This is a genomic window from Streptomyces xylophagus, from assembly GCF_000716435.1.
GTDB lineage: Bacteria > Actinomycetota > Actinomycetes > Streptomycetales > Streptomycetaceae > Streptomyces > Streptomyces xylophagus.
Genome location: NZ_JNWO01000039.1, coordinates 12,350 through 31,296, shown reverse-complemented (window position 1 = coordinate 31,296; position 18,947 = coordinate 12,350). Strand labels below are relative to the sequence as shown.

The following is an 18,947-nucleotide window of genomic DNA, read 5'->3' as shown; positions in this document are numbered from 1 at the left end:
CTCATCGGTCAGGACAGCAACTGCTGACCGCCGTCGATGTCGTACGTCGCGCCCGTCAGCGCCTCGTTGCGCATGATGTGTACGGCAAGAGCGGCGACGTCCTCCGGGCCGACGACCCGGCGGATGGGGAGCGAGGAGCGGAGCTCTTCCCGCCGTGCGTCGATCTGGTCGCCCAGGAGCGAGGCCGACAAAGGGGTGTCGACGAACCCGGCGGCGATGAGGTTGACGCGGATCGGTGCCAGCTCGAGTGCGAGGTTCGCGGTGAGGGCGGGAAGGGCCGCGGTCATCGCCCCGGTGACGGACCTGCCGATGCCGGGCCGGCGACCGCCCGTACCGCCGATGAACAGCAGCGTTCCCGCGTCCCGGACTCTGCCCCGGCTGTACTTCGCTATCCCGAGGGTCATGGCGAGGCGTTCGCCGAAGTGCCGGCTGGTCTCCGCCAGGTCCATGTCGGCCAGGGGCGCGTACAACGGGCCCCCGGCCGTCGAGATGACGTGATCGACCACGTACGGCAGGTCACCGAAGAACTGCTGGAGCCGCTCCGTGTCGGTGGCGTCGAGGACGGCGGTGCTCCGGGGCCGGACTTCCTCGGCCGCCGCCTCCAGCCGCTTCGGATCGCGCGCGACCATGACCACCTGGCCACCGGCGGCGCGGACCTGACGTGCGGTTTCGAGTCCGATTCCCGAGCTCGCGCCGATCACGACGACGGTCTGGTCGGCCAGGTCCTGGTGGTGGGTCGGCTCGCTTCCGCTCATCATTGCCTCCCGCGGGCGCCCCATGCGACGGGCCTTCCGAACGTACCTCGGGCGGCCCGCCCCCACCACCGGGAGTGCGTTCACGTCCCAGGTGTCAGTCCCACCAGAAGGTCCAGGTGGGCTGGTCGATCAGCTTCTGGGCGTACGTCTCCAGGTCGCCGATGTCGTCCGGGCAGAAGGCGAAGTGCTCGGCGGCCACTTCCTCGGCCTCGTCGAGGTCGGCGGGCGGCGCTGCCACGGACACGGTCAACCGGTCGAAGCCGAGTGCCACGAGCCGTACGCCGAAGCGGTCCTCCCAGGAACGGAGAACCGCGCAGAGGCGAGCCGTGTCGTTCTCGTGGTTGGCGGGGCCCATCCAGCCGATGGCCGCCGGGATGTCCGCGCTGCGGCGGGCCGGTACCAGGGAGATGTGCGGTGCCTTGAACCCCGGCCTGCCGCCCGCCAGGGAGTCAGCGACCTCGGCGGCTCGCTCGTCGGGATCGGCGACCAGGGTGAGCGGTTCGGCGAGACCTGGCCACTCGTTTCCCGCCTCGGTGTACGCCTCCCAGAATTCCTCCAACACCTCATCGGCGTCGTGGTCCCCGGGATACGACATCTCGTCGGGGCTCAACTCCCATTCGTCCGGGCCGCCTTGGGGGCCGCTCACGTCCAACAGCACAGGGAGCAGTCCGGCGGCCCGGCGTGCGGGCTGGAGCGCGTCGTAGTCACCGGGCCTCGCGGGCCCGTCCGCACACCACAACAACGGTTCGTCCGACGGGCCTTCGGCGGTCACGTCGATCAGTCTCCCGGCAGGGAGTTCAAGCCCGAACGAACTACCGCTCGGGTCGGCCGCCAGCTTCGGCAGCGGGTTGGGAAGGGTCGCCATGCCAGAAACTCTAGAGGCGACCACTGACACTCACCGGCTGGCGGTGAACGCGGCCCAGGCGGTGGGGGTGAGTTGGAGCGTGGGGCCGCTGGCTTCCGGGTTCTTGGAGTCGCGGATGTGGATCGTGTGGGGGCAGGCGGCGACCTCGAGGCACTGGCCGCCTTCACTGCTGCTGTAGCTCGACTTGAACCACTGAAGTCCGGTGCTCATTGATCTCCTAGCAGACGGTCCAACAGGCTTCGTGAGTCCTCGATCGTGAGGGCCTGCGTCCGCAGCATCGCATATTTGCGGGTCAGGATGGACACCTCATCCGGGTCGGAAACCCACTGGCTGCCGCGCTGAGATTCGGTGTAGGCGAGGTGCTGGTGATCGGGCGTTTCCAGCAGGGTGAAGGGTCCCGCGTCTCCTGCATGCGAGGTTCGATTCAGCGGAAGGATCTGGAAGGACAGGCCTGGGAGTTCGGAGTACTCGCGCAGCGCGCGCAGTTGGGCGTGGTGCGTCTCTCGGCCTCCGTTGGGCCAGAGCAGTGCGGGCTCCCAGACCACGAAGCTCATCGTCGGCGGCACCTTGCGCTGCATGATCTCCTGGCGACTGAGGCGACCTGCAAGCTTCGTCTCCAACTCCTCGTCGTCGTAGGCCGGAATGCGACTGCTCAGCAGTGCGCGGGCGTACGCCTCGGTCTGCAGCAGGCCAGGGACAACCAGCGCGTCGTACCAGGACAGGGCGATGGCCTCCCGCTCATGCAGCATGCACTCCTCCGCGAACAGCGGGAATTGGTCGATCTCGGGGAGGTTGTCGACGCCCGCCTCCAACGTCCCCTTCGTGTCGAGGATGACGTCGAGCGACCTGGAGAGGGGCATCATCAGTCGCCGCCTGCCCTGTTCGATCGACGCGATGGTCTCCTCGTCGACCAACGCCGTTTCCGCGAGGACGCGTTGAGTGAAACCGGCCCTCATCCGGGCCGCCTTCAACTGCGCGCCCAGCATCCGCATCGTCGAGCGGTTCTTCTTGGAGTTCATTCTGTGGTGCTCCCCACATCCACCCGTTCCGGACCCCGCACGCACCCGTACTCCACCCGTACAAAATCGGGAGCAGGGCTCACGCCCTGTCAACAGTAGTGACGCTGCGCAACTCTTGTCCCGTGAACCCGAGTGAGAAGTTCTTCCGGCGCGAACGCCGGTCCGTGCCCGCCGCCAGGCGCTTCGCGCACGCGTTCCTCGTCGAGTGGGGGCTCGCGGAGGCCGAGCGCAGCGGCGATGTGCTGCTGTGCGTCAGCGAGTTGGCGACCAACGCGTTGGTGCACGGGGTGCCGGCGGGGCGGCAGTTCAGGGTGTTCCTGCGGTACGACGGTCATGTGCTGCGGGTCGAGGTGCACGACAGCGGTGGGGGTGTTCCGCGCGTCGACGTCCACCCCGAGGACACCGACGAGGGCGGGCGCGGACTGCTGCTGGTGTCGGCGCTGGCCGACAAGTGGGGTGTGGGGGAACGGGAGTTGGGCAAGGTGGTGTGGGCCGATTTCGGGTGCGAGGGCGGCGCGTTTTCAGCCTGTGGAAGGCAGCGGTCGTTGTCAGAATGAGTGGCCCACTCGACGTATCCACGGGGAGCCGACCATGCGTAGACCCGCTGTCCTGCTGGCTGTTGCCGCCGCGCTGAGCGTCCCGCTGACGGCGCCGGCCGCCACCGCCTCGGCCGCTGCCCCGATCACCGAGGTCGTCTGCCAGGACATGTCCATTTTCCCGCAGTACATCCGCCACATCTACCTCAGCACGGACAACCCCACGGCGGTCAGGGACTTCGACGAGGACCCGGTGTACCTCGACTGCTACGAGTGGTCGGGTTCGACCCCGGCCACGGTCTCGTACACCATCAGCTACGTCATGAACGACGTGGACCATCCCGACGGATACACCGACATCCTCACCATGGGGCACGGCTTCGCCTGGACACCCGTCATGCCGGGCTATGTCTACCGGGCGAGTTTCACGCTCGTCCCCTGACGAGTCGAACGGACGCGATGAAGCTTCTCCTCACCGACTCCGGCGTCAGGAACGCGAGCATCCTGGCCGCGCTGGTCGATCTCCTGGGCAAGCCGGTCGCCGAGGCCAGCGCCCTCTGCATTCCCACCGCGGGGTACGGGGGGCCGTACGCCGAGCCGGGCGGGCCATGGCGTTTCATCAGCGGACAGGCGGCCGGTCCCATGACCGGGCTGGGATGGAAGTCGGTGGGCGTGCTGGAGCTCACCGCGCTGCCCGGCATCGACAAGGAACGCTGGGTCTCCTGGGTCCGGGAGGCGGACGCCCTGCTGGTGAACGGCGGCGACGCGCTGTACCTGGCCCACTGGATGCGGGAGTCCGGACTGGCCGATCTCTTCCCGTCGTTGCGGGACACGGTCTACGTGGGGATCAGTGCCGGGAGCATGGTGCTGACCCCGCGCATCGGGGAGGCCTTCGTCGACTGGACGCCGCCCTCCGGTGACGACCGCACGCTGGGAGTCGTCGACTTCTTCCTCTTCCCGCACCTCGACAGCCCGGGTCGTCCGGAGAACACCATGGCCGAGGCGGAACGGTGGGCCGCCGGGATGGCGGGTCCGGCGTACGCCATCGACGCCCAGACCGCCGTCAAGGTGACGGACGACGGCGGCGTCGAGGTCGTCTCCGAGGGGCACTGGAGGCTGTTCGACCCGGCATGACGTACGTCGCGGCGGCGTCGCTGAACACTGCCCCACGGAACCATGAACTCCGCAGGCAGGCGCACAACCTCCCCTACGCACCGGCGGTCACTCGTGACAGTCGGAATGCCCTGCGTTGTACGGAGGTTGCGCCATGCCCACGTTCCCTATCGGCCGAAGAACGGCCCTGAGCCTCGCCCTCGGCACGGCGCTGGCCATGCCGGTCGCCCTGCCCGGTACGGCGAGTGCCGCGACCGCACCGGCGACCGTCAAGAGCCGGGCCGCCGCGGGGACGTTCGAGTACGACGCGGCACCCGGCCAGACCAACCACGTGAGCGTCGTCGCGAAGTCGAGCGACGGCGTTCACCTCACCTACGCCATCGACGACCTGGTCCCGATCACTATCGCGCCGGGAGCCCCCTGCACCCACCCCGACAGCGCGGACCTCACGAGAATCTCCTGCACGGGCACCGGCAGGACGAGCGGCCACCGCTTCACCGTCCTGGCCGTGGTCCTCGGCGACGGCGACGACTACTTCACCTACGACAACGGCACCGGCCAGGTCCGCAACTCGGTCTTTCTGAGCCTGGGTTCCGGCAATGACGGCGCGATCGACTCCGGCGAGATCGACGGCAACGAGATCGACGGCGGGGCGGGCAACGACAGCGTCTTCGCCGGCACCGACGCGCTCGTCTTCGGCGACGAAGGCAGTGACACGATCTATGTCGGTGCCCGGTCCAACGCGTTGGGCGGGACCGGTTCCGATGTGTTCTACCCCAGCGGTGACGGCAGCCGCGTGGACGCGGGCGCGGGCGACGACCTCATCTACGGCGGCGGGGGCCGACAGACCCTGATCGGCGAGGCCGGCAACGACGAGATCCGCGGCGGCGCCGGCAACGACCTCATGTACGGCGGCGCCGGCAACGACACCCTGCTGGGCAGCTACGGCAACGACCTCATGTACGGCAACCAGGGCAACGACACCCTCTACGGCAACAGCGGCAACGACAAGCTCTACGGCGGCCCGGGCCGCGACACGCTCTCGGGCGGGCCGGGGCGGAACGTCGTACGCCAGGACTGACCTAGCCGAACTCCCGTACTCGCGAGCCTCCGTACTCCCGAGCCCCCGAACTCCCGAGCCTCGGAACCCCCTAACTCCCGTACTCCTGAAGAAGGTTGAGCCACGCGCATGCCCGATTCCACGTCCCGCATCAGCCGAAGAACCGCCCTGAGCCTCGCCCTCGGCACGGCGCTGGCCGCGTCGCTCGCCCTGCCCGCCACCGCCGGAGCCGCGACCAAGTCGGCCACCGTGGCGGTCGAACCCCTCGGCTGGACGATCGACTACACGGCGGCGCCGGGCCAGATCAACAAGGCGGTCCTCAACGAGGCCTTGTACGACCACGGGAAGGTCACCTTCGTCATCGATGACGTGGTCCCGATGAGCATCCAGCCGGGAACTCCCTGCACCTATCCCGTCAGCAGGGACCACACCAAGGTCTCCTGCACGGTGCCCGGCCAGCAGACCGAACTCACCTACAGCGTCGTGAAGTTGGACCTCGGTGACGGCAACGACACCGTCACCTACAACAACTCCAACACTCTGCCCACCTACCACGCCACGCTGATCCTGGGCGACGGCAAGGACACCGCGACCAACACCGGCAGCTTCGACGGCAACGAGATCGAGGGCGGGCCGAACGCCGACACCATCAGGGCGGGCCGCGAAGCGGTCGTCAACGGCCAGGGCGGCAACGACGTGATCCACGGCGGTGCCCTGGCCGCCCTGCAGGGCGGCAAAGACGCCGACCATGTCTACGCCGACGGCAGCGACAGCCGCGCCGACGGCGGCGCCGGCAACGACTTCGTCTACGGCGGCGCGGGCCCGCAGACACTCCTCGGCGGCACCGACGCCGGCAAGGACACCATCCTCGGCGGCCCCGGCAACGACACGATCTTCGGCCAGCCGGGCGACGACATCCTGTACGGCAACAGCGGCGTCGACACGATCTTCGGCAACGACGGCAACGACAAGCTGTACGGCGGCCCAGGCAAGGACACGCTCGACGGCGGGCTGGGGCGGAACGTCGTACACCAGGACTGAGCCGAGCCGTACTTCCGTACTTCCGAACTCCCGTACTCCTGAAGAAGGTTGAGCCATGCCTACGCTCCGCACCAGTCGAACAACAGCCCTGAGCCTCGCCCTCGGTACCGCGCTGGCCGCGTCGGTCGCCCTGCCCGTCACCGCCTCGGCCGCGACGGCGCCGGCCACGATGACACGCGGTGACGGTGGCAGGTCGGTCATCTACACGGCGGCGCCCGGCCAGACCAACAAGGCGACCGTCACCGCGACGGTGACCGACGGACTGCACTTCACCTACCTCATCGACGACGTGGTCCCGATCACCATCGATTCGGGGACTCCCTGCACCCGCCCCGACAGCGCGGACCTCACCAAGATCTCCTGCACGCAGACAGGCCAGGGCAGCGACTTCGGCTACGACAAGCTGTGGATGTACCTCGGCGACGGCAACGACACCCTCGCCTACCACAACGCCACCGGCCAGTCCCTCTACATGGCCGTGCTGTTCATGGGCGACGGCAACGACCGCCTGATCGACACGGGTGCCTTCGACGGCAACGAGGTGGAGGGCGGAGCGGGCGCCGACACCCTCACAATGGGCGACGACGCGATTGCCGCCGGCCAGGCGGGCAAGGACGTGATCACCGCCGGCGCCAGGTCCCAGGTGTCGGGCGGCAGTGACTCCGACACGATCTACTCCAACGGCGAGGGGAGCCGCGCGGACGGCGGCACGGGCAGCGACTTCCTCTACGGAGGCGCGGGCCGCCAGATGCTGGACGGCGGCATGGGTACCGGCAACGACACGATCCGCGGTGGCACCGGCAACGACACGATCTTCGGCCAGCAGGGCAACGACATCCTGTACGGCAACAGCGGCGACGACACGATCTACGGCAACAGCGGCAACGACAAGTTGTACGGCGGCCCGGGCCGCGACACGCTCTCGGGCGGCCCGGGGCGGAACGTCGTACACCAGGACTGAACCGGACCGCCTTGATCCGCCCTGTCAGCCGAACGCCAGCTTGCCCGTCCAGCTGCCGACCACCGTCGTATAGCCGCCGATCGCCGCCTTGCCGCCGGAGTAGAGGCGGACGCTGCCGTCGCTCATGTGGGCCCACAGGTCGGGGATCGCGTCGCCGGTGACGTCCGGGATGGCGAAGAAGCGGGGCACGCTGGTGGAACTCCAGCCGCTGGCCGCGTACTCGCCGTCGCCGGCGTCCGCACTCGCCGCCGCGGTCGCGAGGGAGAGGAGGTCGACCCCGGTGCCCGCGGCGTTCGGCTTGCCCTTGCGCAGCAGCATCCGGCCGGAGACCGAGCGGTAGACCATGTCGGGGATGCCGTCGCCGCTGATGTCCGCGACGGTGACGAGGTCGCGGTCCGGCCAGGCGGAACCGGTGTTCAGCAGCGTCGCGTCGGAGAACGAGCCGCCGGTGTAACCGGTGAACGCCCAGTACTGGGTGCCGGAGGTCATGAACAGGTCCGGCTTCCCGTCACCCGTGACGTCCCCGACGGCCAGGATCTGGTCGAACGCGGACGCGGCCGGGACGGTGACGTTCGCCCCGCCGGTGTCCGTGCCCGTGGCGGGCAGCAGGATCGGCATCCGGGCGCAGGTGTTGAAGCCGCCGAAGCCGTCGCCCGGGTAGACGTAGAGCGTGCCGTCGTTCATGCGGGCCACCAGGTCCTGGAGGCCGTCACCGGGGTAGTAGTCGCCCCCGTGCGTGATGAGCGCGTCCTTCCAGTCCACGGCGGTGCTCGTGCAGCCGTCGGCGTACGCGGTGTTCTTGGTCGACTCGCCGTAGGACGGGCTCATGCCGACGAACAGGTCGCCCTTGGTGCCCGAGGGGTAGTTGCGCAGGCCGTAGCTGGTGACGCCGTCGTCGTCCGTGGCCGTGGTGATGGTCAGCAGGTCCGGCTTGTCGTCACCGGTGAGGTCGGCCGCGGCCTCGTCGCGGTCCTTGGGGCTGACGAAGATCTTGTACGCGTTCGGGGTCACCGACTCGTTGCCGGCCGCGTCGACGGCCTTCACGTAGAGGAACGCCGGTCCGGCGAGCGGCGGGGTGACGGAGACGACCGACGTGGTGGAGGTGCCGGTGATCACCGTGCCCGCCTTGGTGGTGCAGCTGTTCAGGTCGGTGAGCTTGGTCGACTTGTCGTACGCCGTGGAGTTCCAGCTGTAGGCGTACGAAGTGACCTTCTCCGCCGCCGCGTTGGAGAACTTCATGCAGCCGGACTGGCCGAAGGTGGCCTTGGACCACTGGTCATCGCCGCTGTCGTTGTCGTCGTCCGCCTCGTCGAAGTCGGCCGACGTCACCGTCGGGGTCTTCGGGGCGACCGTGTCGAGTTTGAAGTAGCAGCTGTAACTGGTCGCGGACTGCGCCGGATAGTCGTCCTTGACGTACATGTTCCAGTGGTACGTGCCGTCCTTGAGGCCGCCGCTGTCGAACAGGACGCTCGCCGTGGTCTTGCCGGAGGCGCTCGCCTCGCGGTTGTAGTACGTGCCCGTCGTGTCGTTCTTCAGGTACAGGTGCACGACGTCCAGGTCGTCCTTGCCGTCCGGGTCGGAGACCGCCGCGGAGAAGGTGATCTGGTCGTTGGCGCCGATGGTGACGTAGGGCGCGGCGGTGGTGCACTTGCCCGGGCTCATCTTGAGCTTGGCGGGCTTGTTCGGCTTGGTGTTGAAGGTGACGTCGACGTTCGGGCCCGCGTTGTCGTTGGTCGCCTGGAACTTCTTCCAGGAGTACTGGTCGTCCTCGTTGCTCGCCTGGATGCCCAGCGTCCAGTGGTTCAGGCTGTTGTCGGCCGCGTACTGGGCGGCCTCCTTCACGTTGAAGGTCGTGTTCCCGGCCGCACAGCTCTTCTTGTAGCCCTTGGCGTACGACTTGGTGTCCTGGCGGGCGTTCCAGCCGGGCTGGTTGCTCCAGCTGGTCTTCTTGTCGATGTCACCGGTGCGCCAGACCTCGACGTCCTTCTTGGTGCAGGACCAGGAGTACGTCTCCTTCATGTTGAGCGTGGCCTCCTTGATGGAGGTCGTGCGCACCGCGTTCGGCCACGCCATCGTGAAGAAGGAACGGCTGCTGCCGAAGGTGTCCGACTCGTAGCCGGCGCGGGCCTCGTTGGTGCCCTTGTTGAAGCCGCGCCCGTTGAAGAACGTGGCGGTGGCCCAGCTGCCACGCTTGTAGGCGGTGGTCCAGTTGCCCGCGTCGGTGTTGGTGCTGGGGTCGATGAAGACCGGGTACGTGGTGCCCGACCCGGTCAGCAGGTCCTGGTCCGGGGTGATGGTGACCGTGCCGTCGGCGGCCAGCTCCGGGTCCGTGCGGGCGGAGTGGGTGCCGGGCTGGGGGCCGCTCAGGCCCGGGAACTCGCCGTCGATGGCGGTGGTTTCGGGGGTGACCACGGAGTCCTCGTCGCCCGCGGGCTGGGTCGCCACGGGGTCGGCGGAAGCGGCCGCCGGGCTCGCCGTCGCGTCGCCGTCGGTCTCGGTGGTGGCGGTGGGCGCGGCCGACGCCGTACCGAAGTCGGTGTCGGCGTTCTGGTCGTCGGCGCCGCGTTCCCGGGCCGCGTCGTCGGAGTCCGCGGGCTGCGGTGTCTCGCTCGCGGTGTCCGTGGCGGTCGGGGTCGGGTCGGGGTCGTCCGTGCCGCCGTCCCCGTGGGTGAGGTTGTCGGTGACGGCCTCCTTGCCGGCCGAGTCCCACATCAGGAGGGTCGGCGTGGCCGCCACGTCGTTGCCGTCGGCGTCGTAGGCGTGGATGGAGCCGCTGCGCGAGTCCAGCTTCATCGTCAGGTCGGGTGAGGTCATGCCGTACGAGATGGTCTTCAGCGCCGGATTCGCCGCCGCCTGGGCCGACTTGACGACCAGGACCTCGGAGAAGCCGCCGTCGTTCGCCGCGAGGACGAGGTCCACGCCGGGCAGCACCTCGCGGTACAGGGCCTCGTTGCTCTCGACCTCGGGGGCGGGGAGGGTGCCGGGCCAGGTGAGGTCGATCGTGTGGCCGGCGGTGGTGAGGGTGACGAGGGTGGTGGCGGTGTCGGCGGCCGTGTCCGCCGCGGTTTCGGTGGTGGCGTTCGCGCGGTAACTCGCCGGATGTACGTAACTCGCCTTGTTCGCAGTCGACTTGGCCTTGCTTCCGCCGGAGAACACCACCGGCGTCGTCGTGGCCTTCGGGGTCCAGTCGCCGTTCGCGGTGCGGCGCAGCGTCGGGTCGATGGCCCGCCAGGTGCCGCCGACCTTGGTGCGCACCGGTGAGACATGGATGCGGGTGGTCAGCGTGCGGTCGGGGTTGGCCCAGGTGGTGGTCGTCGCGGTGCGGGCCGTGACGATCTCGACGCGCTTGCCGGAACTCGTGGCCAGGGTGCGGGCCTCGGTCTCCGTGCGGGGGTGGGGCTTCGCGTCGCCCTTCTTCGCCGTGCCGCCGCCGGAGTCGTGGTCCGGCAGCAGTACCCAGGCAGTCCCGGCGGCCAGGATCAGCGCCAACAGCCCTGCGAGCAGGCGCATATGACGTGGGCTCAGCCTGTGCGGCCAAGAAGCGGAGGACACCGAACCGTTTCCCCTCTGACGGTGGCGACATGACGGTGGAGACATGACATGGCGGCATGACGTGGCGGCATGCGACCGCCCTCCTCCGCCCGCCCGATGGTCCGCGCTGAGGGCATGGAGGAGATGTGTGCAGATGATGGAGGGGCGAGGTGCCCGAAACAAGACCCGACAGGCGCAGGGGGACTCCCCGGGCGGCCGGAATCACTCATTCCGGTGCTATTCGGGGCTCAACACCCTTGAATCTGACCGGAGTTGGGCCTTCTTGTCATGTTTCCGTCAGTGATCAATGCCACACAAGACCAAACAGTCTGGCGCAGAACTCGACCGCTGACCAATAATCCGGGCTGTTTTCACCTTCTCTTTTTCCTTCTCTTACTTCTCTCTTTCTCCATCGCGTCTTCACGGCCGGGGTGACTGCCCCGCCGGGCTCACCGGGGGGTCCTTCCGTGTTCCGTCGCTCACGTCCGAGCGCGCATCCGCGCCGCAGAGCCTGGCGCCGCAGAGCCGTGCCCGGTGTCGTCCTGCTGCTGTCCCTCGCGCTGTCGGTCGGGGCCCTGGAGGGCCAGGCCTTCGCCGAGCCGCCGCCGGACGACGACGTCGCCGCGATGGTGGACGTGCCGGCCACCGACCCGGTGGACGGCACCGACCAGTCCCTGACCGGGTACGCACGGCAGTACGCGATCGACGCCGCGCAGGACGACACCGACCCCCCGGACGGCAGCACCGCGATCCCGGCCGCCGGTCCCGACGGCACCGCCGACATCACCCCGGAGAAGCTGGCCGCCGCCGAGGACGGGCTGATCCAGGTCGGCGGCGGAGTACCGGTGAAGATCGGCGCCGCCTCCGACGACACGACCCAACAGCCCGTCGGAACCTGGTCAGTTGATGTGCTGAGCCAGACGGACACCACCGCCGCCGGTGTCAACGGCCTGCTCATGCAGGTCACCACCAGCGACACCACCCCGGCGCCGGCCCGACTCCAGGTCGACTACACCGACTTCAAGAACTACTTCGGCGCCCAGTGGTCCGACCGGCTCCAACTGGTCCGCTACCCCGAGTGCTTCCTCACCGACCCCAACGACGAGGCGTGCGCCACCCCGGAGCCGCTGGACAACTCGGCCGACCTGCGCGCCGACACCACGACCACGGACGCCGACGGCAACGAGACCACCGACCTGGGCGCCACCAAGGTCGAGGCCACCGTCGACCTGTCCACCCCGATGGACGCCGACACCGCGACCGGCACCACCAGCGCCGACGCGACGGCCGCCCTGGACAAGGGCAGTGTGCAGTCGGCGGTCTACCACGGCTCCGCCGCGAAGGCCGTCTCCGCCGCCGCGTCCTCGGGAGCCGGTGGCGTCCTCGGCGTGACCGACTCCGGCAACGGCGCCGGCGGCTCCTTCCGGGCCACCCCCCTTTCCTCGGCGGGCAGTTGGGCCGCCGGATCGTCCTCGGGCGGCTTCGCGTACACGTACGCCGTCGACACCCCGCCGGTCTCCGCGGGCCCCACGCCGAGCATCGCGTTCTCGTACAACTCCCAGGCCGTGGACGGCAAGACGTCCACCGCCAACCCGCAGACCTCGTGGATCGGCGAGGGCTGGTCCTACGACACCGGGCACATCGAGCGCTCGTACCGTGGCTGCGGTCAGGACCAGGACGGCGACGACGCCAACAACAAGGGCAAGAAAAAGAAGACCGGCGACCTGTGCTGGGCCTCCCAGAACGCGGTGATGACCCTCGGCGGCACCACCGTCGAACTGGTCCGTGACGACACCAGCGGCGAATGGCACCCGCGCTCCGACGACGGAACGAAGATCGAGCACAAGACCGGCGCGGACAACGGCGACGGCGGCGACACCGACGACAAGGGCGAGTACTGGATCGCCACCACCCGCGACGGCACCAAGTACTACTTCGGCCTGGACAAGGTCGGCAACGGCCACGCCGACACCGACTCCGTCTCCACCGTCCCCGTCTTCGGCAACGACCCGAAGGAACCGTGCCACGCGGACGCCTTCAAGGACTCCTCCTGCACCCAGGCCTGGTCCTGGCAGCTCGACGAGGTCGTCGACCTGCACGGCAACGCCATGGTGATCACCTACCAGCAGGAGGACAACTACTACGCCAAGAACAAGTCGACCAAGACGAACGTCAAGTACCAGCGCGGCTCCTACCCGCTGACCATCGAGTACGGCCTGAACAAGGACGACCTCGGCGCGGTCCCGGCCGCCAAGGTGCAGTTCAAGACCGACGAGCGCTGCCTCGCCGCGTCCGCCAGCAAGTGCGACGCCGACAACTTCACGTCGGGCGACCCGGAGAAGTACCGCGTCTGGTACGACACCCCGGCCACCCTCAACTGCAAGTCGGACACCGCCAAACAGTGCCCGACGTTCCCCTCCTTCTGGACCCGCAAGCGTCTGGAGAAGGTCGTCACCTGGGCCCACCGGGACGGCACCAGCACCCTGTACCCGATCGACGAGTGGACCCTCAACCACGCCTTCGAGTCCGGCTGGTACCAGACCTCCCCGGGCCTGTGGCTGTCCTCCGTCCAGCACGGCGCCTACGACACCGACACTACCGACCCGGACGACGCCCCCGGCCAGACCCTGCCGGCGGTCGTCTTCGACGGCACCGCCTACCCCAACCGGGTCCGCACCAACAGCGACGACATCGAGCTGACGTACTGGCACCCGCGCATCACCGGGATCACGGACGAGAACGGCAAGAAGACGGTCGTCGACTACAACAAGGGCTGCACCTACGCCCCGGCGACCACCGACATCGCCGACAACACGGCCGCCTGCTACCCCGTGCACTGGTCGCCCGACGAGAACCTCGACAACCCGCCGCTGGCCTGGTTCAACAAGTACACCGTCGGCAAGGTCACCGAGCAGGACACGGTCGTCACCACGACCGCGCTCGCCTCACCCGACGTCGTCACGACGTACGAGTACGGGGGCGGCGGCTACTGGGCCAAGACCGACGCCGAGTTCACCAAGCCCTCGCAGCGCACCCACAGCGAATGGCGTGGCTACGCCTCCGTCACCACCAGGGTCGGCGACCCCGACGGCTCCGCCGCCACCCGCTCGAAGACGACCACCTACTACCTGCGCGGCTCCGGCACGACCCTCAAGGACGACACCGGCGCCACCCTCTCCGCCGACGACGCCGACGAGAACGCGGGCCAGTCCGCCGAGACCGTCACCTACGTCTCCAGCGAGAGCGCGGCGGCGGCACACAGCCGGGTGATCACCCTCCCCGGCACCAGCACGGTCACGGCCACCCGCAAGCGCACCGGCGACAGCGACCTCGTGGCGAAGCGGACGTACGTCAAGCGCGTCGACGACCTGACCGCCTACAACGGCAAGTGGCGCGGCACCCGCACCACCACCGCCATGGACGACGACGGCCTGCCGAAGCTGAGCGAGGTCGCGACCGTCACCCTGGCGAGCCCCGGCGACACCACACCCACGGTCGGCGACAGAACCTGCACCCTCACCACCTTCGACAACAGGGCGTCCACGAACCTCTACGGCCTGCCCAAGCGGACGTTGACCACCGCGACCGACTGCGACGACGTGTCGAGCGCGGCCACCGCCGCGGTCGTCTCCGACGTCACCGCCGGCTACAACGACGCCGGCGACGCCACCAGCGAGAAGTCCCTCGACGGCGAGGGCACCGGCACGATCACCGGCTCCCTCACCGAGTACGACGTCTACGGCCGCGCCAACAAGGTCACCGACGCCGGGAAGAACGTCACCAGGACCGCCTACAACCCCGGCAGCAGCCCGTACGTCATCACCGGCACCACCATCACCAACGCCAAGTCGCAGGCGACGATCACCACGATCGACCCGGCCCGCGGCCTGACCACGCTCACCACCGACCCCAACGGCAACAAGACCCGCTACGAGTACGACCTCCTCGGCCGCCTGGTCAAGGGCTGGCAGCCCGGCGACGCCGACGACCTGCCCTCCACGACGATCAGCTACGCGCTGGGCACCAAGACCCCGACCCGGGTCATCACCAAGAGCCTGAAGGACAACGGGAGTTACACCCAGTCCGTCACCTTCTACGACGGCATGGGCCGCACCGTGCAGACCCAGGCACCGGACGCCACCGGCCTCGGCCGCCTGGTCACCTCGGTCCGCTACAACGACCACGGCGCCCCCGTCCGCACCGACAACGGCTACTACGTCCTCGGCCTGCCGGCCACCACGCCGTACATCCCCACCAGCCAGCAGTCGATCCCCAACTCGACGAGGGCGACCTACGACGGCCTCGGCCGCCCGCTCACCTCGACGACCCTGCACCACAACGCGGACTTCGCCACCGCCACCAACACCTACAGCGACACCGACGCCTCCGTCACCGTCGTCCCGCCCACCGGCGCCACCGCCACGAAGACCCTCGGCGACGCGCTGGGCCGCGCGGTCAAGGCGATCACGTACACCAACGCCGACCGCAGCACGAACACCTACACCGAGACCACCTACGACGCGCTCGGCAACCGCACCCAGGTCAAGGACAAGTCGGGCCACCTCTGGACCTGGACCTACGACTCCCGGCACCGCGTGCGCCTCAGCACCGACCCGGACTCCGGCACCAGCCAGACCTGGTACGACGACGCCGACCACGTCACCCAGACCAAGGACGCCACCGGCAAGATCCTGCACTACGGCTACGACCCGCTGGGCCGCAAGAGCACCCTCACCGTCGGCTCCGACGCGTTCCCGACCGACGAGTGGACCTACGACACCGCCACCAAGGGCATCGGCCTGCCCGCCAAGTCGATCCGCCACACCACGCTCGGCTCCACCACCGGCGACATCGTCAGCGAGGCCACCGGCTACACCGAGGACGGGCAGCTGACCGGCAAGACGGTCACCGTCCCGGCGGTCAGCGGCTCCACCGACAACCTCTCGGGCTCGTACCACTGGTCGTACACCTACACCCGCACCGGCAAGCCGCTCACCACCACACTCCCCGCCACCCCCGGCGGCATGACCACCGCCGAGAAGGTCGTCACCCGCTACAACACCCAGGACCTGCCCGTCTCCACCTCCGGCTGGGACTGGTACACCACCGGCGCGGTCTACAACCCGTACGGCCAGATCACCCGCTCCACCAGCGGCAAGAACCCCTACCGGGTGTGGACCAGCGCCCTCTACGACGACTCCACCGGCCTCCTCCTCCACTCCTACGCGGCCACCCAGACGGCGAGCGGCCTGGTCTCCCAGTCGGCCTACGCCTACGACCAGGCCGGCAACACCAGCCTGGTGGCGACGGGTTCGACCACCTCGGGCACCACCACGTGGGACAACCAGTGCTTCACCTACGACGCCCGCGGCCAGCTCGTCGAGGCCTGGACCGGCGCGACGACGAAGTCCTGCACGGACTCCGCCGGCACCACCTGGAAGGCGACCGACACCTCGGCGACCGCCTCCGGCACGGTCGGCGGCACCCCGTCCACCTCCACCATCGCCACCGGCACGGCGGCCTACGGCAGCCTCCCGTACTGGCAGTCGTACCGCTACGACGACCTCGGCAACCGCTCCACCCTCACCGACCACAGCACCCAGCGCACCTCCACCGGCGCCCTCAACACCGCGCTGGACGGCTCGACTTCGTACGCCTACGGGGACACCGGCCAGCCGGACACCCTCACCGGCTGGACGCAGAAGACGGTCACGGCGGCGGACTCCGGCACGAAGACCGTCACCGAGACGAACTCGGCGACCTTCGACGACGCGGGCCGCACGGGCACCCGCACCATCAACGGCGACACCCAGTCCTTCGTCTACGACGGTGAAGGCCTGCTGAAGACGGTCACCGGGTTCGGCGCCGGCTCGGGCGCGATCACCGGCCCCGGCGGCCTGTGCATGGACGACGCCGGCGGCCACACGACCGACGGCAACGTCATCCAGATCTACACCTGCAACGGCACGGCAGGACAGAAGTTCACCGCCAACGGCGGCAAGTTGACGGTCCTCGGCAAGTGCGCCACGGCATCGGGCACGACGACCGGTTCGACGATCACGCTGAAGACCTGCGTACCGGACGCGACGACCCAGTCATTCACGCTCAGGTCCGACGGCACCTTCTACAACACGGCGTCCAAGCTCTGCCTGAACGTGGCGAGCGCCACCGTCAGCGCCGACCTGACCCTGGCCGCGTGCACGGCGAGCGCCGACACCCAGAAGTTCACCCTCGCCGCGAGCACGTCGTACCTCTACGACGCGGACGGCAACCGCATCTCCAAGACCACCGGCGGCTGGACCACCCTCTACCTCGGCGAGACCGAGGTGATGGGCTCCCAGACCTCCACCGCCACCAAGGCGATGCGCAGCTACGCCCAGGCCGGCGCCCCCACCGTCGTCCGCTACACCTCCAGCGCCACCAGCGCCCACACCCTGGTCGCCCAGGTCACCAACCCCCAGGGCACGGCCACCGTCCAGATCAAACTGGCCTCCGGAATGGCGGTCCAGACCCGGTCCTACGACGCCTGGGGCAACCTGCGCGGCGACCTCGAGACGTCGCTGACGGGCTGGGCGGGCTCCCGCGCGTACATCGGCGGCGCGGACGAGTCGAGCACGGGCCTGATCCACCTGGGCGCACGCGACTACGACCCGGTGACAGGCCGCTTCACGTCACTGGACCCGGTGATGGACTTCTCCGATCTCCTCCAACTGGGCGGCTACGCGTACGCGGACAACAGCCCGGTGACGAAGGAGGACCCCAACGGCCAGATGTGGGGCTGGTCCCAGATCAAGCACGCGGCCTGGTCCGCCACCAAGACGGTCGCGCACGTGGCGTACGAGTACTCGGGCCTCGCCGACATCGTCAGCTGCGCCACCAACCCGACCCTCGGCACCTGCCTGATGGCGGCGGCCACGATCATCATCACGGTCGCGACCTTCGGGGAAGGGGGCGTGGCCCTGGCCGCGGCCCGCGGCGGAATGCGCTTCGGCGGCGGAGTGCTGGCGCGGGGCGCGGAACAGGCTGCGGTGAAGACGGCGGAAAAGACGGCCGTGAAGACCGCGACCAAGGCCGTCGAGAAGAAGGTCGTCAAGACGGCCGAGGAGAAGGCGGCCAAGGCGACGGAGAAATCCGCGGCCAAGGCGTCGGAGAAGTCGGCGGCGAAGACGGGCGAGAAGGACGCCGGCAAGGCGTCGGATGCCGGCGAGGACGCGGTCGAGTCGGGCGGCAAGTGCAACAGCTTCACGCCGAACACGCGGGTGCTGCTGGCCAACGGCAAGACCAAGGCGATCAAGGACCTGCGCCCCGGCGACAAGGTCAGGTCGACGGACCCGATCCTCGGCACGACGGCGTCCCGCACGGTGACAGCCACGATCGAGGGCCACGGCACCAAGCACCTCGTCCGCCTGACCCTGGCCAACGGCAAGTCGATCACCGCGACGGACGGCCACCCGATCTGGCTGCCGAAGCTGCACCGCTGGGCGAAGGCGAGCGAACTCCGGTCGGGTGACTGGCTGCAGACGTCGGCCGGGACGTACGTCCAGGTCAAGGCGGTACGGGCGTGGACGCAGACGGCTACGGTCAACAACCTGACCGTGTCCGGGACGCATACGTATTATGCGCTCGCCGGGGCTACGGCGGTGCTGGTCCACAACTGCGGCGATGCGGAATCGGCAGCGACCTGGGTCGAGGAGGGCGGCGACCTCAGCAAGGGTCGCAGGGGAATGCCGAGCAATGCGTACGAGTATCAGTCGGGCACCACGGGAGCTCGTTCCAGCGTGGCCAGCAGACGTGCCCTCGCGCCGCAGCTGGAAATGCCCGCCGCAGACGGAACGGTCGTCACCGCGAAGTTCGACGGCGTGAACGGCAGTGAGATAATCGACCGGAAGCTGAATCCCATGTTCACGGAGAAGTCCGTTGATCAGGCGAGAAGACAGGCGGCCACGGCGGCCTACCATGGCCTCACTGCCGTGTATGAGGTCCCTGACGAAGCAGCGCTCGCGGCGATGAACCGGTTTATGACGTTCGCGGATGTTTCGACGATAGTCGTGAGGATTGGGCTGTAA

Annotated in this window: 12 protein-coding genes; 7 read left to right on the top strand and 5 right to left on the bottom strand. The window is 68.8% G+C overall.

Annotated elements, in window-relative coordinates:
- Window positions 1–8: 8 nt before the first annotated feature.
- The 4 genes from OO70_RS46370 to OO70_RS46355 form a co-directional block, all read right to left on the bottom strand.
- Window positions 9–755 carry an SDR family oxidoreductase gene (locus tag OO70_RS46370; protein WP_106971897.1) on the bottom strand — a complete coding sequence of 249 codons (747 nt, stop codon included), beginning with the start codon at window positions 753–755 and terminating at the stop codon, window positions 9–11.
- Window positions 756–849: 94 nt separating this feature from the next.
- Window positions 850–1,620: a DUF4253 domain-containing protein gene (locus tag OO70_RS46365; RefSeq protein WP_043686347.1), complete on the bottom strand. Its 771-nt coding sequence runs from the start codon at window positions 1,618–1,620 to the stop codon at window positions 850–852.
- 30 nt (window positions 1,621–1,650) lie between these two features.
- The gene (locus OO70_RS46360) at window positions 1,651–1,830 is read right to left on the bottom strand and encodes a DUF397 domain-containing protein (protein WP_043686345.1); all 180 of its coding nucleotides are present in this window, start codon (window positions 1,828–1,830) and stop codon (window positions 1,651–1,653) included.
- The gene (locus OO70_RS46355) at window positions 1,827–2,639 is read right to left on the bottom strand and encodes a helix-turn-helix domain-containing protein (protein ID WP_043686343.1); all 813 of its coding nucleotides are present in this window, start codon (window positions 2,637–2,639) and stop codon (window positions 1,827–1,829) included. Before OO70_RS46355 ends, OO70_RS46360 begins: the two co-directional genes overlap by 4 nt.
- A 122-nt stretch (window positions 2,640–2,761) precedes the next feature.
- On the opposite strand from OO70_RS46355, the gene OO70_RS46350 reads away from it, so the two are divergent.
- The 6 genes from OO70_RS46350 to OO70_RS46325 all read left to right on the top strand — a co-directional run bounded on the left by OO70_RS46350 (window position 2,762) and on the right by OO70_RS46325 (window position 7,350).
- Entirely contained in the window at window positions 2,762–3,196 is a 435-nt protein-coding gene (locus OO70_RS46350) for an ATP-binding protein (RefSeq protein ID WP_051742290.1), read from the top strand.
- Window positions 3,197–3,230: 34 nt separating this feature from the next.
- Window positions 3,231–3,617, top strand: coding sequence for a hypothetical protein (locus tag OO70_RS46345; protein WP_043686341.1), 387 nt, complete (start codon window positions 3,231–3,233; stop codon window positions 3,615–3,617).
- Window positions 3,618–3,634: 17 nt separating this feature from the next.
- Entirely contained in the window at window positions 3,635–4,309 is a 675-nt protein-coding gene (locus OO70_RS46340; RefSeq protein ID WP_043686339.1) for a Type 1 glutamine amidotransferase-like domain-containing protein, read from the top strand.
- A 133-nt stretch (window positions 4,310–4,442) separates the two neighbouring features.
- A complete protein-coding gene (locus OO70_RS56735; protein WP_043686337.1) occupies window positions 4,443–5,369 on the top strand; it encodes a calcium-binding protein in 927 nt (308 codons plus the stop codon).
- Window positions 5,370–5,477: 108 nt separating this feature from the next.
- The gene (locus OO70_RS46330; RefSeq protein WP_063749785.1) at window positions 5,478–6,389 is read left to right on the top strand and encodes a calcium-binding protein; all 912 of its coding nucleotides are present in this window, start codon (window positions 5,478–5,480) and stop codon (window positions 6,387–6,389) included.
- A 55-nt stretch (window positions 6,390–6,444) separates the two neighbouring features.
- Complete coding sequence (locus tag OO70_RS46325; protein ID WP_043686335.1) at window positions 6,445–7,350, top strand: calcium-binding protein; 906 nt, start codon at window positions 6,445–6,447, stop codon at window positions 7,348–7,350.
- A gap of 24 nt (window positions 7,351–7,374) precedes the next feature.
- On the opposite strand, the gene OO70_RS46320 is transcribed toward OO70_RS46325, so the two are convergent.
- Entirely contained in the window at window positions 7,375–10,860 is a 3,486-nt protein-coding gene (locus OO70_RS46320; protein WP_051742288.1) for an FG-GAP-like repeat-containing protein, read from the bottom strand.
- A gap of 488 nt (window positions 10,861–11,348) precedes the next feature.
- Here OO70_RS46320 and OO70_RS46315 point away from each other — a divergent pair, with 488 nt between their 5' ends.
- The gene (locus tag OO70_RS46315; protein WP_158711610.1) at window positions 11,349–18,947 is read left to right on the top strand and encodes a ricin-type beta-trefoil lectin domain protein; all 7,599 of its coding nucleotides are present in this window, start codon (window positions 11,349–11,351) and stop codon (window positions 18,945–18,947) included.

What these genes read in the sequence shown, in the direction of transcription:
- OO70_RS46370 (WP_106971897.1), bottom strand. Translation starts at nt 755, where the DNA reads ATGAGCGGAAGCGAGCCGACCCACCACCAGGACCTGGCCGACCAGACC.
- OO70_RS46365 (WP_043686347.1), bottom strand. Translation starts at nt 1,620, where the DNA reads ATGGCGACCCTTCCCAACCCGCTGCCGAAGCTGGCGGCCGACCCGAGC.
- OO70_RS46360 (WP_043686345.1), bottom strand. Translation starts at nt 1,830, where the DNA reads ATGAGCACCGGACTTCAGTGGTTCAAGTCGAGCTACAGCAGCAGTGAA.
- OO70_RS46355 (WP_043686343.1), bottom strand. Translation starts at nt 2,639, where the DNA reads ATGAACTCCAAGAAGAACCGCTCGACGATGCGGATGCTGGGCGCGCAG.
- OO70_RS46345 (WP_043686341.1), top strand. Translation starts at nt 3,231, where the DNA reads ATGCGTAGACCCGCTGTCCTGCTGGCTGTTGCCGCCGCGCTGAGCGTC.
- OO70_RS46340 (WP_043686339.1), top strand. Translation starts at nt 3,635, where the DNA reads ATGAAGCTTCTCCTCACCGACTCCGGCGTCAGGAACGCGAGCATCCTG.
- OO70_RS56735 (WP_043686337.1), top strand. Translation starts at nt 4,443, where the DNA reads ATGCCCACGTTCCCTATCGGCCGAAGAACGGCCCTGAGCCTCGCCCTC.
- OO70_RS46330 (WP_063749785.1), top strand. Translation starts at nt 5,478, where the DNA reads ATGCCCGATTCCACGTCCCGCATCAGCCGAAGAACCGCCCTGAGCCTC.
- OO70_RS46325 (WP_043686335.1), top strand. Translation starts at nt 6,445, where the DNA reads ATGCCTACGCTCCGCACCAGTCGAACAACAGCCCTGAGCCTCGCCCTC.
- OO70_RS46320 (WP_051742288.1), bottom strand. Translation starts at nt 10,860, where the DNA reads ATGCGCCTGCTCGCAGGGCTGTTGGCGCTGATCCTGGCCGCCGGGACT.